17 protein-coding genes are annotated in these 14,778 nt (G+C 70.3%); 4 read left to right on the top strand and 13 right to left on the bottom strand.

The features are described from left to right. Positions 1-104: 104 nt before the first annotated feature. From PV682_RS15590 to PV682_RS15555, 8 genes are all read right to left on the bottom strand, one after another. Positions 105-887, bottom strand: a complete 783-nt coding sequence (locus PV682_RS15590) for an inositol monophosphatase family protein (protein WP_319730055.1) — start codon at positions 885-887, stop codon at positions 105-107. Beyond that, positions 880-1,530 (bottom strand): glycerophosphodiester phosphodiesterase, encoded by a 651-nt coding sequence (locus PV682_RS15585; protein WP_055718033.1) that lies wholly within the window; start codon positions 1,528-1,530, stop codon positions 880-882. Before PV682_RS15585 ends, PV682_RS15590 begins: the two co-directional genes overlap by 8 nt. Further along, positions 1,527-2,609 carry an ABC transporter ATP-binding protein gene (locus PV682_RS15580; RefSeq protein WP_319730049.1) on the bottom strand — a complete coding sequence of 361 codons (1,083 nt, stop codon included), beginning with the start codon at positions 2,607-2,609 and terminating at the stop codon, positions 1,527-1,529. Before PV682_RS15580 ends, PV682_RS15585 begins: the two co-directional genes overlap by 4 nt. Beyond that, positions 2,606-3,418 carry an ABC transporter permease gene (locus PV682_RS15575; RefSeq protein ID WP_055718032.1) on the bottom strand — a complete coding sequence of 271 codons (813 nt, stop codon included), beginning with the start codon at positions 3,416-3,418 and terminating at the stop codon, positions 2,606-2,608. The genes PV682_RS15580 and PV682_RS15575 overlap by 4 nt, the downstream gene beginning before the upstream one ends. Continuing rightward, positions 3,415-4,377, bottom strand: a complete 963-nt coding sequence (locus tag PV682_RS15570) for an ABC transporter permease (RefSeq protein WP_319730046.1) — start codon at positions 4,375-4,377, stop codon at positions 3,415-3,417. The genes PV682_RS15575 and PV682_RS15570 overlap by 4 nt, the downstream gene beginning before the upstream one ends. Next, positions 4,374-5,549 carry an extracellular solute-binding protein gene (locus PV682_RS15565; protein WP_319730043.1) on the bottom strand — a complete coding sequence of 392 codons (1,176 nt, stop codon included), beginning with the start codon at positions 5,547-5,549 and terminating at the stop codon, positions 4,374-4,376. The genes PV682_RS15570 and PV682_RS15565 overlap by 4 nt, the downstream gene beginning before the upstream one ends. 171 nt (positions 5,550-5,720) lie before the next feature. Continuing rightward, positions 5,721-6,740: a hemolysin family protein gene (locus PV682_RS15560; protein ID WP_319730040.1), complete on the bottom strand. Its 1,020-nt coding sequence runs from the start codon at positions 6,738-6,740 to the stop codon at positions 5,721-5,723. Beyond that, complete coding sequence (locus PV682_RS15555) at positions 6,737-8,056, bottom strand: hemolysin family protein (protein ID WP_319730037.1); 1,320 nt, start codon at positions 8,054-8,056, stop codon at positions 6,737-6,739. Before PV682_RS15555 ends, PV682_RS15560 begins: the two co-directional genes overlap by 4 nt. A gap of 381 nt (positions 8,057-8,437) precedes the next feature. Between PV682_RS15555 and PV682_RS15550 the strand changes: the two genes are divergently transcribed. Together PV682_RS15550 and PV682_RS15545 are read left to right on the top strand one after the other, a co-directional pair. After that, positions 8,438-9,478: a sporulation protein gene (locus PV682_RS15550; protein WP_319730035.1), complete on the top strand. Its 1,041-nt coding sequence runs from the start codon at positions 8,438-8,440 to the stop codon at positions 9,476-9,478. 1 nt (position 9,479) lies between these two features. After that, positions 9,480-9,722, top strand: coding sequence for a twin-arginine translocase TatA/TatE family subunit (locus PV682_RS15545; RefSeq protein ID WP_319730033.1), 243 nt, complete (start codon positions 9,480-9,482; stop codon positions 9,720-9,722). A 36-nt stretch (positions 9,723-9,758) separates the two neighbouring features. Here the strand turns inward: PV682_RS15545 and PV682_RS15540 are convergent, their stop codons facing one another. Then, positions 9,759-10,817, bottom strand: coding sequence for a cytochrome c oxidase assembly protein (locus PV682_RS15540; protein ID WP_319730031.1), 1,059 nt, complete (start codon positions 10,815-10,817; stop codon positions 9,759-9,761). A gap of 131 nt (positions 10,818-10,948) precedes the next feature. Between PV682_RS15540 and PV682_RS15535 the strand changes: the two genes are divergently transcribed. After that, the gene (locus PV682_RS15535; RefSeq protein ID WP_319730029.1) at positions 10,949-11,359 is read left to right on the top strand and encodes an SgcJ/EcaC family oxidoreductase; all 411 of its coding nucleotides are present in this window, start codon (positions 10,949-10,951) and stop codon (positions 11,357-11,359) included. Positions 11,360-11,376: 17 nt separating this feature from the next. Here PV682_RS15535 and PV682_RS15530 read toward each other — a convergent pair whose 3' ends face one another. Continuing rightward, positions 11,377-12,090 (bottom strand): hypothetical protein, encoded by a 714-nt coding sequence (locus PV682_RS15530; protein WP_319730027.1) that lies wholly within the window; start codon positions 12,088-12,090, stop codon positions 11,377-11,379. Positions 12,091-12,175: 85 nt separating this feature from the next. Next, positions 12,176-12,595, bottom strand: a complete 420-nt coding sequence (locus PV682_RS15525) for an SRPBCC family protein (protein ID WP_319730025.1) — start codon at positions 12,593-12,595, stop codon at positions 12,176-12,178. 155 nt (positions 12,596-12,750) lie between these two features. On the opposite strand from PV682_RS15525, the gene PV682_RS15520 reads away from it, so the two are divergent. Next, positions 12,751-13,206 carry a tellurite resistance TerB family protein gene (locus tag PV682_RS15520; protein WP_055723901.1) on the top strand — a complete coding sequence of 152 codons (456 nt, stop codon included), beginning with the start codon at positions 12,751-12,753 and terminating at the stop codon, positions 13,204-13,206. Positions 13,207-13,349: 143 nt separating this feature from the next. On the opposite strand, the gene PV682_RS15515 is transcribed toward PV682_RS15520, so the two are convergent. Beyond that, positions 13,350-13,706, bottom strand: coding sequence for a hypothetical protein (locus PV682_RS15515; RefSeq protein ID WP_319730023.1), 357 nt, complete (start codon positions 13,704-13,706; stop codon positions 13,350-13,352). Between the two features lie 60 nt (positions 13,707-13,766). After that, complete coding sequence (locus tag PV682_RS15510) at positions 13,767-14,756, bottom strand: trypsin-like serine peptidase (protein WP_319730020.1); 990 nt, start codon at positions 14,754-14,756, stop codon at positions 13,767-13,769. Between the last annotated feature and the right edge of the window lie 22 nt (positions 14,757-14,778).

The following is a 14,778-nucleotide window of genomic DNA, read 5'->3' as shown; positions in this document are numbered from 1 at the left end:
CGGACGCCCCTTTGACGGGTCCCATACGGGGTAGCTCTCGTGGGGGACGTGCTGCATCCCCCACGAGGGTCAACACCCCAGGTGTACGACCTGAGCCGTACGGTTCACGCCCGCGCGGCCCGCAGCAGCTGCGCCGCCTCCTCGGCGACCCCCGGCGAGGCCAGCAGCAGCGGCGTGTCGTACGCGGGCAGCTCCGGCAGGGCCACGGCGCCCGCCTCGGTCGCGATCAGCAGGGCGGGCAGGCCGTCGATCGGGTGGAACTCACCGATCGCGGCGGCGCTCGCGCGGCCCGACGCGACCTGGACCAGGGAGAGCGCGGTGGAGCCCATCACGCGGACCGTGCAGTGCCGCTCGGCGAGCGCGGCGAGGAGGGCGTCGAGGCCGGTCCAGTGCCGGTGCGCGGCCCACTCGGTCATGAAGACGTGGCCCGTGAGGGTCGTATACGGGTCGGCCTTCAGAGGTACGCCGTTCAGGTGAGCGCCCCGGCCCTTGAGCGCGGTGAAGACCTCGCCCCGCCAGGGGTCGGCCACCACGCCGAGCAGCGGGCTGCCGTCGGGTGCGGCGAGGCCCAGGGAGAAGGAGCACCAGCCGATGCCGTGCGCGTAGTTCGTGGTGCCGTCGATGGGGTCGATCAGCCAGTGCGGCGCGTCGGGGACGCCGTCCGTGGTCCCGTACTCCTCGCCGACGATCCCGTACGACGGGAACGCCCGGGTGAGGACCTCGCGGACGTGCGCCTCCACCTCCTCGTCGCGGTCGGTGACGATGTCCGCCGGGCCGTCCTTCTGGCGTACCTCCTGAGGACGAGGCCGGCGGATCACCTCCGACGCCCAGTACGCCAGCTCCCGCGCGACCTCCATCGCCGCGTCGAGGTCCACCTCGTCACGCACAGCTCTTCACCACGCCTTCCACGTCGTTGCTGATGATCGCGTCCACGCCCCAGGAGATCAGTTCTTCCCGCCGGGCGGCGTCGTCCACCGTCCAGCAGCTCACCTTGATGCCCCGGGTATGCCATACCCGTACCTCTTCAGAGCTCAGGAACCGGTGCTCGGGGTTGTAGTACTGGGGGCGTACGGCGGTGAGGACCGGTTCGGCCGGGGGTTCGGCGCCGTACCAGCTGAGGAAGAGGGTGACGCGGTCGTCCCGGGCCCGGACGGCGGCCATCGCCTCGGCCGAGCCGCAGAACATGGCGCCGGTTCCGCCGGTCTCGGCGAGGGCGGCGACCGCGATCCCGGGGTCGCCGGTGTCGAGGAGCAGCGGCCGGTCGGCGGTCCCCAGCGCCTCGGCGAGGGTGGGGACCTCGGGGGCGAGGGCGCGCAGCTCGGACAGGGTGAGGTCGGCGACGCGCTCGGGGCGGTCCCAGAGGCGGCTGAGGTCGTCGTCGTGGTGCAGGACGAGGACGCCGTCGGCGGTACGTCTCAGGTCCACCTCGATCGCGCCGGGCCCGGCGGCGGAGGCGAGCCGGATCGCGGCGAGGGTGTTCTCGACGGCGCCTCGGGGGTCGCCCCGGTGGGCGACGGCGAGGGCGCTCACGCGGCGGCCCCCTGCGGGTCGGCGGCGCCCTGAAGGCCGACGCTCTGAGGGTCGTACGAGAGGGCCCGCGCGGCTGTCACCCGTACCCGCTCCCCTACCCCGGGTGTACCCCCTGTGAGGTACGACCTGAGAGGTACCCCTCCGGTCTCCAGTTTCAGGACCACCTCGGTGAAGTGGCCCCTGGGGAGTACCCGGCTGACTACCGCGGGGGTACCGTCCTCCGTCCCCATCCGGATCTCCTCCGGGCGGATGCCGACCGTCCTGCCGGGGCCTGCGGGTCCCACCAGTTCGGCGCAGCGCAGGAGTTCCGTACCGTCGGGGTGGCGCAGGACACCCTGGTCGGCGGTGACCTCGTCGAGCCGGTTGAGGCTGCCGACGAACTCCGCGGTGAAGAGGGTGGCCGGCGTGCGGTAGAGGTCGTCGGGTGCGGCGTACTGCTCGATGCGGCCCGCGTTCATGACGGCGATGCGGTCGGCGACGCTGAGGGCCTCGTCCTGGTCGTGGGTGACGAACAGGGTGGTGATGCCCAGGCGTTGCTGAATGTCGCGGATCTCCTCGCGGACGCGTTCGCGGAGTTTGGCATCCAGGTTGGACAACGGCTCGTCCAGCAGCAGAAGTTGGGGCCGGAGCGCCAACGCCCTTGCGAGGGCGGTGCGTTGCTGTTCACCGCCGGAGATGCGGGCCGGGTAGCTGTCGGCGTGGTGGGCGAGGCCGACCAGGTCGAGGGCCTCGGCGACACGCCGTCTCGCCTCGCCCCCCGGGACCTTGTGCATCTTGAGACCGAAGCCGACGTTGCCCGCGACGGTCATGTGCGGCCAGAGGGCGTAGTTCTGGAACACCATGGCGGTGGGCCGCCGTTCGGGCGGGACGGCCGCGTAGTCGGTGCCGCCGATCTCGACCCGGCCGGCATCGGGGGTCAGAAATCCCGCCGCCATGCGGAGAGTTGTGGTCTTCCCGCAGCCCGAAGGGCCGAGCAGGCAGACCATCTCGCCGGGTTCCACCCGCAGTTCGAGGCCGTCGACGATCGTCCGGCCGCCGAGCGTCTTGCTGAGTCCGGCCAGAACCAGCCCTGAATTCATCGCAGTTGGAACCCTTCGGCGAGATGGCCGCCCATGATGTGCCGGCGCACGCCGAACAGCAGGACCACGGACGGGATGGACAGCAGGAGCGAGAAGACGGCCGCGACGCCCTCGGGATAGTTGGTGACCATGCTGTACATGGCGGTCGGCATGGTCAGGTAGACCGGTGCGCCGACGAGCAGCGTGCCCTGGGCCTCGTCGAACGCGGCGAGGAAGGAGAGGATCACCGCGACGAGGATGCCGGGGCGGGCGATCGGCAGGGTCACGCGCCAGAACACGGTCAGCGGCCCCGCGCCCGCGTCGCGCGCGGCCTCCTCCAGGCTGCGCGGCACCGAGGAGAACGCGGCGGCGGGCAGCCACGTCATGAAGACGACGGTGCCGAGGAGTTGGACGATGACGACGCCCCAGAACGTCGTCATCAGGTTCAGCGTGTAGAAGAGCGACGCCATCGCGACGTACAGGCCGATCTTCGGGAAGGCGTTCACCGAGAACAGCGCGACGAGGAAGAAGCGGCGGCCGGGGAAGTCGAACCGGGAGAACGCGTACGCGGCGGGCAGGCAGACGACCGCCGACAGCAGCGTGGCGACCGGCGCGAAGACGAAACTCCAGCGCACGGCGGCGACCAGGTCGGGGTTGTCGGCGACGGCCCGCCACCAGCGCAGCGTCCACTCCTGCGGGAGGAGTCCGGGGTAGCGCCAGGTGCCGGCGAACGCGTGCGGGAAGAGCCACAGCAGCGGGCCGAGGACGAAGAGGGCGAGGAGCCCGACTCCCAGGCCGGTGAGGGTCTTTCGGAGGATGCGTACGGTCATCGGGCCGCCGCCTTCCTGGCCTCGCGGACGTTGGCCCGGACGTACGCCACCCCCACCAGCGAGGCCAGCGCGAACACGACGACGGCCATCACCAGGGACTGCTGGGGCTGGTTGTAGGACTGGAAGGTGTTCGCGAGCTGCACCCCGAGCATCGTCGGCGCCGTAGGACCCACGAGGTAGGGGACGGTGTAGCTCCCGAGTACGGAGATGGTGGTGAACGCGGCGGTGATGACGGCCGGTACGCCCGCCATCGGCAGGAGCACCCGGAGTATTACCTGGGTACGACCGGCCCCCGCGTCCCGGGCCGCCTCGATCAGGGCGTCCGGTACGGCGGCCATCCCCGAGGACAGCACGAGGACCGCGAAGGGCAGGTTGGTCCACACCTGGCCGATCACCACGCCCCAGATCGTGTAGCTGAGGCGGGGTGCGTGGCTCCAGCCCAGCGCGTGCGCGAGGGTGGTGAAGGCGCCGTCGCCCGCGTAGAAGGTGAGGATCGCGTACGAGCCGATCACCGCGGGCAGGAACAGCGGGGTGATCGCGAGGGCGCTGACGATCTTCGCGGTGCGTCCGCCGGTGAGGCGCGCGTACAGGGCGACGGTCAGCGCGAGCGCGAACACGGCGACGACGCTCAGGAGGGTGACCTCGACCGTGACCCTCAGGCTGCGCAGGAAGGCGTCGCCGGTCAGGACCTCGCGGTAGGCGCCGAGGGTGCCCCACCAGTGGTCGGCGGCGTGCTGGTGCAGGCCGATCGCGGCGATGACGGAGTTGAGGCCGCCGAAGTGGCCGAGCGTGTACAGCACGCCGGAGACGACCGGGATGCCGACGAAGAAGGCGACCAGGAGGAGCGGCGGGAGCACCAACAGGCCGCCGGGGCGGGGGCGTTGGCGCCGAGCACCGCCGCCGGGGTCCGGGGTGCGACGTCCCGCACCCCGGCCTCGTACGCGTTCGGTGGGACTCACTGGCCGGGGACCTTCTGCTGCCACAGGTTGTTCATGTCGTTGCCGGTCTTGCCGGAGTAGCCGGGACGCAGCTTGGTGACGTCGACTCCCGTGAAACGGGCGGCAGTTGCCTTCGGGAGTTCGGTCAGCGGGATCACCGGGTAGGCGGCGAGGTTCTTGACGATCGCGTCCTGCTGGGCCGCTTCCAGGAAGAAGTCGGCGAGCTTCAGCGCGGCCTTCTGCTTGGTGCCGCCCTTGGGGATGCCGATGTAGGAGGCGCCGCCGGTGAAGGTCGGCGAGGAGATCTGGGTGAACTTCACGGTCGGGTCGAGCGTGTGGTTCTGGACCGCGGAGAGGTACATGTCGGACCAGACCGGCGCGATGGAGATCTGCCCCTTGGCGAGGAGGTCGAGGACGGCCTGGTTGCCGTTGGGGTATACCCCCTTACCGTAGACGTACTTGTTGAGCCCCTTGAGGTCGGTGAACCCGGCATCCCACTTGGACTCCAGCGAGGCGTCGTACCCCGTCTGGAAGGTCTTCAGGGTCGCCGCGTCGAGGTGGCGGTCGAGGGTCGTCTCGACGAACGAGCCGCCGGAACCGCCGGTGGAGGGGCTGTTGTAGGCGAACCCGCCGGGGTTGGCCTTGATCCAGGCCACCAGGTCGTCGTACGTCTTCGGCGGGGTCTTCACCCTGGTGGCGTCATACGCGAGGACTACGGAGGAGCCCCGGTAGGGGACGGCGGCGTTGTCCACCGGGCCGAGGAGTGAGGGGTCCACCTTCTTCAGGTTCGGCACATTCGCCGATGACACCGTTGTCAGCAGGCCCGCCGCTGCCGCGTCCGGCGTGATCGAGGACTCGATGACGTCGTACCCGGCGTCGCGCTTCGTCTTCGCGGCGGCCTGGAGCTTCGCGAGCGTCGCGGCGTCGGCGACACCGTGCGCCGAGTAGACGACCTTGACCTGGTAGCCGGGGTTCGCCTTCTCGAAGGCCGGGACGACGATGTCCTGCCACAGCTTCTGGATGTTCGTGTCCCCGCCGACGTACGCGGTGAGGTGGCGGTCCGAGCCGCCCCCCGCCGGGGCCGGCGAACACGCCGAGGCGGCGAGGGCGAGCCCGCCGGCACACAGCACGGCGACCGCCGTGCGCGTGGAGCGGGCGGACACTGCGGTCCGGACGGGGATCCGGTAGGGCATGGTGAGGCTCCGGCCAATCGATACGGAAGGGGGTGTTCCGCACGATAAGCACCACGTCCGACCGGGCGCAGGAACCTCCGGGTGAACCCGGAGTGACGCCTGGAGAGCCATTACCTGTCCCCTTGCGCCCCATTTGCACCGCTCTTACCGAGGGCCTTCAAGCGGCCGTCATCAGGCACCTTGGGGATGCAGGAGCCTCGCCAGCAGGTCGTCCAGGGTGACCAGGCCGGTGAGGCGGCCCTGTTCGTCCCGGACGACCGCCAACGTGGCCCGGCGGCGCCGGAGTTGTTCGATGGCCTCGGCGACGGTGTGTTCGGGGGCGAGTTCGGGGACCGGCCGGGACAGTTCCCGGGCGGTGGTGGAGCGGTGCCGGGAGCGGGCGACGAGGGCGTCACGCGCGTGCACCGAGCCGACGACCGTGTCGCCGTCGCGGACCAGCAGGCGGCTGCGGTCGTGGGCGGTGGTGAGCGCGAGGATCGCCTCGACGTCCGCGTCGGCCGGGACCGACGTGATCTCGGCGGCGGGCACCTGGAGTCCGGCGACCGGCAGCTGAGGCTCCGTCAGGGAGTTGGTGATCAGCTCGGAGTCGTCCTTGCTGATCAGCCCGAGCCGCTCCGACTCCTCGACGAGGTGGGCGAGTTGCTCCCGGTTGTGGACGGACGTCAGCTCGTCGCGCGGGGTGACCCGGCAGAGCCGGACCAGCGCGTTGCTCAGCGCGTTGAGGACGCGGATGACCGGCCGGACGGCCTTCACGACGCCCCGGAACATCGGGGACAGCAGCATCGCCGAGCGCTCGGGGTGCGCGATCGCCCAGGATTTCGGGGCCATTTCACCGACGACCATGTGCAGGAAGACGACCACGATCATCGCGACGGCGAAGGCGATGCCGTAGCTGAGCGCGCTCGGCAGGCCCAAGTCGCGCAGGAGCGGGTCGAGTTCGTGGGAGATCGCCGGTTTGGACACCGAGCCGAGCCCCAACGTGCAGACAGTGATGCCGAGTTGGGCGCCCGCTAGCATCAACGACAGTTCCCGCATACCCGCGAGGGCCGCGTCGGCGCCGCGCTGCCCTTCGGCCGCCGCCTTCTCCATGCGGTGCCGTTTGGCCGCCACGAGCGCGAACTCGGCGGCGACGAAGAACCCGCTGCCGACCAGCAGCGACAGGGTCACGAAGAGTGCCATCGGGAAGCTCATGACGACCGCACCTCCAGGCGGACCCGCTCCGGCACGTGCCGGTCGAGCGTACGGACGTCGATCGTGGCCGAACTCCCGTCCACAAGCGGGATGTTCAGGCTGTCCCCGACCGTCGGGAAGCGCCCCAGCCGGTCGACGATCAGGCCCGCGACGGTGTCGTAGTCCTCCTCCTCGGGAAGGACGACGCCGGTGGCCTCGGCGACCTCGCCGAGACGGCGGCCCGCGTCGACGAGCCAGCCGTCGCCGTCCGCGACGGCGATCTCGGTGATGCGGTCGCTCTCGTCGGCGATGTCCCCGACCAGTTCCTCGGCGATGTCCTCGTAGGTGACGAGGCCGGCGACACCGCCGTGTTCGTCGAGGACGACCGCGAACTCGTCGTCCCCGGTGCGCATGTGGTCCACGGCGTCGGGCAGCGGGAGCGTGTCGGGCAGGAGCAGAGGGCGGCGGGCCGCGGCTCCGGCCGCCGTGACCGCCAGCCGATCGGCGGGCAGCGCCATCAACTCCCGTACCCCCAGCACCCCCGCGATGTCGTCGGGGTGGTCGCCGAGGACCGGATAGTTCGAGTGGCCGTGTTTCGCGATGAGTTCGACGGCCTCGGCCGCCGTCGCGTCCTTGCGGATGAAGACGGCGTCGGCGCGCGGCACCATCACCTCGTCGAGCGTCCGCTCGGAGAACTCCAGTGCGTGGTCGAGGAGTTGGGCGGTCGCGGTGGGCAACTCGCCCTGTTCCCTGGATTCTCCGATGAGATGACCCAGCTCCTCCAGCGTCGCGCCGTGGTGCAGCTCCTCGACCGGCTCGATACCGGCCTTGCGCAGCAGCCGGTTCGCGGCGCCGTCGAAGACGTGCACCACCGGGCCGACGGCCTTCAGGTACGTCAGGGTCGAGCCGGCCAGCGCCTTCGCGAGCCGCTCGGGTACGGCGATGGCGAGGTTCTTCGGCGCCAGCTCGCCGATGACCATCTGGACGACGGTCGCGAGCACGAAGGCGAGGACGACCGAGATCCCGCCGACCGCGCCCCCGGGGACGCCGGCGTCGGTGAGCAGCGGTTTCAGCAGCGCGGAGACGGAGGGTTCCGCGATGAACCCGACCACCAGACCGGTGACCGTGATGCCGAGCTGGGCGCCGGAGAGCATGAAGGAGAGGCGTTCCAGCACCTTCAGTGCCCGGGTGGCTCTCCGGTCTCCCTTCTCGGCCTCCCTCGCGAGAGCCAGCCGGTCGGCGGAGACGTACGCGAACTCCTGGGCGACGAAGTACCCGGTCCCCAGCGTGAGGACCAGAACGGCCAGCAGGCCGAGCCAGGCTTCCGCGGCGCTCATCGGACACCACCCCGCCGGGCGCCGCGGTCGGTGAGACCCGTAGTACTCGGGTATGAGCGGGATGGTCCGGGACTGTGTCCCGGGGAGTCCGTCGATCTGGCGGACACGCGTTCACTCCTTGATCGAAGAAACGTTCACTCCGAACGTTCACCATGGCAACGATTGTGGCCGAGACCCGGTTCCCGCGCCCGGCGGAAAACCGGCCCCGCCTGCGTGCGCAGCAACGCACAGCAACCGTTTTCAGCCGTTCCCGGCCCACGAGCGCGAAGCCTCTGCCCCGTCCCGTACCACCGACCCTATGCTGCTTCTACTTGAATGTAGAAGGCTCACGCGTGAAGAACCTCGCGCGTACCGGCCCGTGATGAAGGAGTGGACGCCACGATGGTGTTCAAGCGACTGCTCGGCTCGCTCGGCGTGGGCGGCCCCACGGTCGACACGGTCCTCGACCCGGCCCCCGTCCGCCCCGGCGGCGCCCTGTCCGGTCAGGTCCACCTCAAGGGCGGCAGCGCCGACTTCGACGTCGAGCACCTCACGCTCGAACTCGTCGCCCGGGTGGAGGTCGAGCACGAGGAGGGCGAGAGCGACGGCGTCGCCGTCTTCGACCGGACCGTCGTCGGCGGCGGCTTCCGGCTCGCCGAGGGCGAGACCCGCAGCGTCCCCTTCACCCTGACGCTCCCCTGGGAGACCCCGGTCACCGAGCTGTACGGTCAGCCTCTTGGCGTAGTACTCGGGGTGCGTACGGAGCTGGCGGTCGCCGGCGCCAAGGACAAGGGCGACCTCGACCAGCTCACCGTCACGCCGCTGCCCGCGCAGGAGGCGGTCCTTGAGGCGTTCGGCCAGCTCGGCTTCGGTTTCCGCTCCGCCGACCTGGAGTACGGCCGGATCGCCGGTACCGGGCAGCGGCTCCCCTTCTACCAGGAGATCGAGATCACCCCGTCGCCGCAGTACGCGGGGGTCTTCAACGAGATCGAGGTGACCTTCCTGGCCGGCCCCTCCGGGGTGGAGGTAGTACTTGAGGCCGACAAACGTGCGGGGTACTCCTCCTCGGACACGCTGAGCCGCCACGTCGTCGGGCACCAGGACGTCCGCGACTGGAACGCCGAGGTCGAGGGGTGGGTACGGCAGCTCGCGGAGCACCGGGGGCCGTACGGGTACGGGGGTACGGGGTACGCCGGACCGGGGGTACCCGGGAGCTACGGGGAGCAGGCGTCGTACGGCGAGCCCGGCAAGCACGACCCGTACGGCCACGGCGGCGCCGTCGGCCACGAGGAGCACCGGCGTTCAGGGCCGGGTGTGGGGACGGCCATCGCGGCCGGGGCCGCCGGGCTCGCGGTCGGTGTCGTCGGCGGGATGGTCGCGGCGGAGGTCGTGGACGAAGTCGGCGACTTCTTCGAGGGCGACGACGAAGAGGGCGAGGACTGACGTGTTCGGGCTCAGCGAGCTGGCGGTCATTCTGATCGTCGTCATAGCCGTGCTGGCCGCGAAGAAGCTGCCGGACCTGGCGCGGTCGGCGGGGAAGTCGACGCGGATCCTCAAGGCGGAGGCGCGGGCGGCGAAGGAGGAGGGGAACCAGGTGACCGAGGCGGGCGAGGGTACGCCTCGGGTCGTCCGGGGGGAGACCGTGAAGCGGGGTGAGGTGCCGCCGGATCAGCGGGCGGCGTCCTGAGGTAGTACCCGTGTAGTACTCAGGTCCCCCGGCGGGTCAGCCGTCCCCGTGGTGGCGGCGGATCCTGGACGCGACCTCGTTCTGTTCCGTCTCCCACCAAGGTCGTACCCGGTCTGCCTCTTCGGAGTGACCGGGGTGACCGGGCCGACCGGAGTGATCCGCGCGGGCGGGCTGACCGGCGCGGCCGGTGTCACCGGCGTCTGCGGTGCGCACGGTGGTGTGGGAGCGGGCGACGCGGGCCGCCTGCTCCTCGTCGAGGCGGCGGTCGAGTGCCGCCGCCTGGACGCGTTCCGTGCGCGCCCACTGCACGAGGATCGCCAACAGGAAGGGCAGCGCGACGAGTTCGGCGATGCTCAGCATGACGCCGCCGCCGAGCTGCTGGTCGTACCGGACGCTCGGCGCCCAGCCGGGGTGGTGGTGCAGGTACCAGGCGCCCGCGATGAGCGAGCCGTGCGTCATGACGACGAGGCCGGGCACGGCGTCGATGATGCCGTCGAGGAAGACCAGCGCGGCGCGCACGGGGTGGGTGCACCAGGCCGGGAGCGTCTCCTCCTTGGTGAGGACGGGTACGACGAACAGGCATCCGGCGGCGAGCAGGTTGAGGTACATCAGCTCGTGGAGCCAGCCGTCGCGCAGGGCCGTCGAGAAGTACGGCGTGAAGTAGACGGTCAGCTCGGTGAGCAGGACGAGGGCGGTGCTGACCAGCGGGAACGTCAGCGCTCGTACGACCCGGCCGGTCATCGCCCGCCGGACCCGGCTCGCGCCGCGCTCCGGCAGCGCCTCGACCGCCAGCCGCAGCGGGTCGCCGAGCGCGAGGCCGAGCGGGGCTACCAGGTCCAGCAGGATGTTCTGGACGGCGGCGGGCCAGAACAGGACGTGGTCGTACACGGCTAGTCCCGACATCGTCGCGACGAGCAGCGTGCCGAGGCCGAGAACGGCGAAGGCGAGCGTCCGTACGACCGGCCAGCGTCCCCGCAGCCGCGCCACACCCCAGGCGTACGCCCCGCCCAGCGCGGCGATGAGCAGCAGTGCCGGGACGTCGAGTTGCCAGGCGGTGAGGAAGTGGCCGGGGGTCGCGGCGGGCAGGGCGCTCATCAGGGTCGTACCTCTCAGGTATTGCTTCGGGGCAAAACGGTAGTACTACCTCTCAGGTATGACGGACGCGGGAGGGAAGCCGACGACCTGCCCTTGACCTCGACTTTGCTTGAGGTCCGAGGATGGGCGGCATGGATACGAACACGACAGACACCGAAGCGGCCGACATCGCGGCGATCGAGAAGGTCGTCGCCGAGGTCGAGCGGACCCAGCGCGCCAAGGACGCGGAGGGGTTTCTCGCGCTGTTCCACCCCGAGGCCCTCTGGACGACCGGGCACGGCAAGGTGCTCGTCGGGCTCGACGCGATCGCCGAGTTCACGCGGGCCGTGCTGCCTGCCGCGAGCTGGGACGGGGAGGTCGCTTACGAGCCGGTGCGCATCCAGTTCCTGCGGCCCGATGTGGCGGCGGTCAAGGTGCGCCAGGTGTACCGGTCGGCGGAAGGGGTGGACTCCGAGGGCGCCCCGCTCTACGTGATGAGCAGGCGGGGCGACGGGGTGTGGCTGCTGCACGCGTGCCAGAACACGGAGGTGAAGGCCGGGTAGCCGGTCAGCCGGGCCGCTCAGTGGCCGCCCTGCGGCTCGAAGCAACCGCCTTCCGGGTAGGGGCCGTTGGTCGACACCTGGTAGTTGGTCTTCTGGACGAACGCGGTGACGCAGGCGTCGTCGTGGACGCGGAGGCCGACGCGGGCGCCCTCGGGGGTGGTGTAACCGCCGTTCTCGTACCGGGAGTCCATCGGCTTCACCTGGAGCGTGCCGCCCAGGGACTTGCCCTTCGCGTCGAAGTGCTCTTCCTTGTAGCCGAGTTGGAGCATCGCGGTGCGGACCGTCGCGGGGTCCCACTTCTTCTGCTGCCACAGGCGCTTGAGGACGGGTTCGATGCGGGCGGCCTCGCGCTGGGCGTCGGCGGCGCTCGCGGGGGACATCTCGGCGGGGATGCGGAAGCCGTTGTTCTCGCGGTAGTGGGGGGCTCCGTCGCCGGCGCCGGGTTCCACGTAGGCGGGGGCGGGTGGGGTGGTGGGGGAGGCGGAAGTACCACGTCCCTCGGAGGTATTACGGCCGTCGGGGGTACTACGGGTACCGGGGCTCGGGGTGCCGGGGGTCGCCCCTTCCGGCGTAACACCTCCGGCTCCGGCCGTGCCTCCCTCCGTCGCCGTACCCGCGCTCGTCCCCGCCGGAGCGCCGCCGACGTCCGCCGACGTGTGCTCCTTGCCGCACGCGCCGAGCGTCAGTGTGGCGACGACGATCAGGGCCGCCGTCGCAGCGCCTTTCCTCATGTGCACCTCCGGCACATCCATGCCCCCCGTTACAGGCCGGACTCACCTTAGAGGGCTACCCCGGCCCTGTCGTGAGTACGGGTGCTCAACGGGCGTTCGGCGCCTGTTCCAGCAGGTCCTTGAGGCGGGCCAGGTCGGCGGCGACCGTCTCGGCGTCCCGGTCGAACTCGGTGTCGGTCATGGCGGGTTGGCGGCGGAGGGTGAAGACGAGTTCGCAGGTATCGGCGTCGTAGGGGATGACGCGGATGGGGTTGTGGACGGTCTGGCCCGTGGGGAGGGTCACGTAGTGGTCGAGGACGCCGAGGTCGTTCTCCGGGGTGAAGGTCACGGTGACGCGGCCGAGGAGGCCGGACCGGGCGACCCATTCGCCGTCGGTCTGCTCGATGGTGTCGCCGAGGCCGTGGGCCCAGGCGGGGAGGTGGGCGGGTTCGGCGACGTAGCGGTAGACGTCCGGGGCGGGGCGGGCGATACGGACGGTGAGGTGGAGGGTGCCGGTGTTGTTCATCCGCCGAACGTAGCGGGCGGGCGGGGCGGGGGTCTTGAATGAATCGGACGGGGACATGGCGGGAACCAGCACATCAACTTCTACGTTCCTGTAGAAGATATAGGCAGGCAACGGTAGGGCGGCCTGAGCGGGCGCCCCTGGTTTTTGGAGTGTTCATGGCCCTGTGGGACCGCATCAAGGACTCCGCGTCACAGATGCAGACGCAACTGGTCTCGAAGAAGAACGACCTCAAGAGCGGCGCGTTCCGGGACGCGAGCATGGCCATGTGCGCGCTGGTCGCGGCGGCGGACGGCCACATCGATCCGTCGGAGCGGCAGCGTGTCGCCCAACTCATCGCGAACAACGAGGTGTTGCAGAACTTCCCGGCGGACGACCTGCGCCGGCGCTTCGAGGACAACCTCAACAAGCTGACCACCGACTTCGACTTCGGCAAGGTCAGCGTCCTCCAGGAGATCGCCAAGGCGAAGAAGAAGCCGGCCGAGGCCCGCGCGGTCATCCAGATCGGCATCGTCATCGGCGGCGCGGACGGCGACTTCGACAAGGACGAGCAGGCGGTGGTCCGTGAGGCGTGCTACACCCTCGACCTGCCGCCGCACGAGTTCGACCTCTGAGTTACGCCGATCGAGCGCCGGGCTCACGGGTACTACGGGTATTACGGGTACCGCGGGGCCTGGCGCTCGGGGGCACAGGGCTTCCCCTCGGGGGTATTACACGGGTAGTACCGGCCGTCCCGGTGAGCAGAAGCGCGGAGCGCTCACGGATCCACCGGCGTGTTCGGGATGCCGCTGTCGATGACGCAGTTGTCGGCCGGGTTCTGGGTGTGGCTCTGACTGTCGCCGGGGGCTGTGCCGGAGGAGGTGCTCGCGGACTCCGGGGTGGTGGACGTGGAGGGGTCGCACGAGGCGCTGGAGCCGGGGCTCTGGCCGGTGCCGCCGCCCGAGGCGGGTCCCGTTCCGGTGGCCGACCCCGCTCCCGGTCCCGTCTCAGATCCCGTGCCCGGGACGCCCGTCGGCGGGGAGCCGGGACCGCTCTCCTCCGCCCCGCAGGCGACCAGTGTGCAGGCCAGCACGCCGATGGTGACGGCGAGCCGAACTCGTAAGGATCCGGGCATGAGTTGGCCCCTCCACGTCGTACGTCCTTCAGTCGGCGGACGCCGGTTGGCGCATCGACGTCAGTAGGAAGAGTACGTGTTGAACGCGTCGCCGACCCAGGTCGCGAAGTACGGGGAGCGCATCTCGGTCGGGTTGTCGCGGCGTTCCGTGTTGCTGTTCACGCCGTTGACGTAGCCGCTGTAGTAGACGTTGTCGTCCTTGCCGAAGATCCAGGGTCCGCCGCTGGAACCGCCGGTCATGTTGCAGGGCATCTTGATCTGGTCGGTGACGGAGGAACTGCGCTGTGAGGTGGTCGCGGAGCAGAAGTACTGCCACTGTCCGTCGAACGCGCCGGCCGCCGGGTACCCCATCGCGACCATGAAGCGGTCCTTGGGGTAGTTCCACTGGATCCCCAACCCGCCCACGGTGTTGACGAGTTCACCCGACGAGTTCGGCGAGGTGATGACGATGCCGACGTCGTAGCCGAAGTTCCCGCTGTTGATCCACCCGTTGAACGCGACGAGCGTCTCGGCCCACCACGTCCCGTACGGCCGGCTGCCGTGGTCGTAGTACGGCACGAACTGCCAGTTGGAGGCCCAGCTTTGACCGGGACCGCCGTGGACGCAGTGCCCTGCCGTGAACACCATGTTCTTGTTCGTGCTGTTGACCGCGGACCCGGAGCACACGTAGTCGATGCCGTCCGAACCCCGGTAGAACACCTTGCCCACGACCCGAGTTGCCGAGACCTTCAGCTTCGGCGCACCCGGCGCGACCTGAACTCCCTTACCAGCGACGGGTTGTGAGCCGATCGTCGCCCCACCGATCGCCTCCTCGATGACGCTGTCCGGCACGGACGTACCGACCGCCTTCGGCGGTACGGCCGCCGCCATGCGCTCCGGCGTCCAGTACTGCCCGGTCAGCGCTTGCGCGCCGGGTGAGACCCGGTGTTCAACTGCGCTGGAAGCGGCTGCCGTTGCCTGTCCCTCGGCGGCGACGACCGTCGACGGCGCGAAGGCGAGCCCGAAGGCGACGCAGGCGGCGAGCAGATATCTACAGCGATTGCGTAACACGTGACACCCTCCCCATCCAGTG

The organism is Streptomyces niveiscabiei (assembly GCF_033794345.1).
Taxonomy (GTDB): Bacteria; Actinomycetota; Actinomycetes; order Streptomycetales; family Streptomycetaceae; genus Streptomyces; species Streptomyces niveiscabiei.
This window is presented reverse-complemented; position numbering and strand designations above follow the sequence as displayed.

What these genes read in the sequence shown, in the direction of transcription:
- PV682_RS15520 (WP_055723901.1), top strand. Translation starts at nt 12,751, where the DNA reads ATGGCCCTGTGGGACCGCATCAAGGACTCCGCGTCACAGATGCAGACG.
- PV682_RS15530 (WP_319730027.1), bottom strand. Translation starts at nt 12,090, where the DNA reads ATGAGGAAAGGCGCTGCGACGGCGGCCCTGATCGTCGTCGCCACACTG.
- PV682_RS15575 (WP_055718032.1), bottom strand. Translation starts at nt 3,418, where the DNA reads ATGACCGTACGCATCCTCCGAAAGACCCTCACCGGCCTGGGAGTCGGG.
- PV682_RS15565 (WP_319730043.1), bottom strand. Translation starts at nt 5,549, where the DNA reads ATGCCCTACCGGATCCCCGTCCGGACCGCAGTGTCCGCCCGCTCCACG.
- PV682_RS15550 (WP_319730035.1), top strand. Translation starts at nt 8,438, where the DNA reads ATGGTGTTCAAGCGACTGCTCGGCTCGCTCGGCGTGGGCGGCCCCACG.
- PV682_RS15580 (WP_319730049.1), bottom strand. Translation starts at nt 2,609, where the DNA reads ATGAATTCAGGGCTGGTTCTGGCCGGACTCAGCAAGACGCTCGGCGGC.
- PV682_RS15525 (WP_319730025.1), bottom strand. Translation starts at nt 12,595, where the DNA reads ATGAACAACACCGGCACCCTCCACCTCACCGTCCGTATCGCCCGCCCC.
- PV682_RS15540 (WP_319730031.1), bottom strand. Translation starts at nt 10,817, where the DNA reads ATGAGCGCCCTGCCCGCCGCGACCCCCGGCCACTTCCTCACCGCCTGG.
- PV682_RS15535 (WP_319730029.1), top strand. Translation starts at nt 10,949, where the DNA reads ATGGATACGAACACGACAGACACCGAAGCGGCCGACATCGCGGCGATC.
- PV682_RS15560 (WP_319730040.1), bottom strand. Translation starts at nt 6,740, where the DNA reads ATGAGCTTCCCGATGGCACTCTTCGTGACCCTGTCGCTGCTGGTCGGC.
- PV682_RS15555 (WP_319730037.1), bottom strand. Translation starts at nt 8,056, where the DNA reads ATGAGCGCCGCGGAAGCCTGGCTCGGCCTGCTGGCCGTTCTGGTCCTC.
- PV682_RS15515 (WP_319730023.1), bottom strand. Translation starts at nt 13,706, where the DNA reads ATGCCCGGATCCTTACGAGTTCGGCTCGCCGTCACCATCGGCGTGCTG.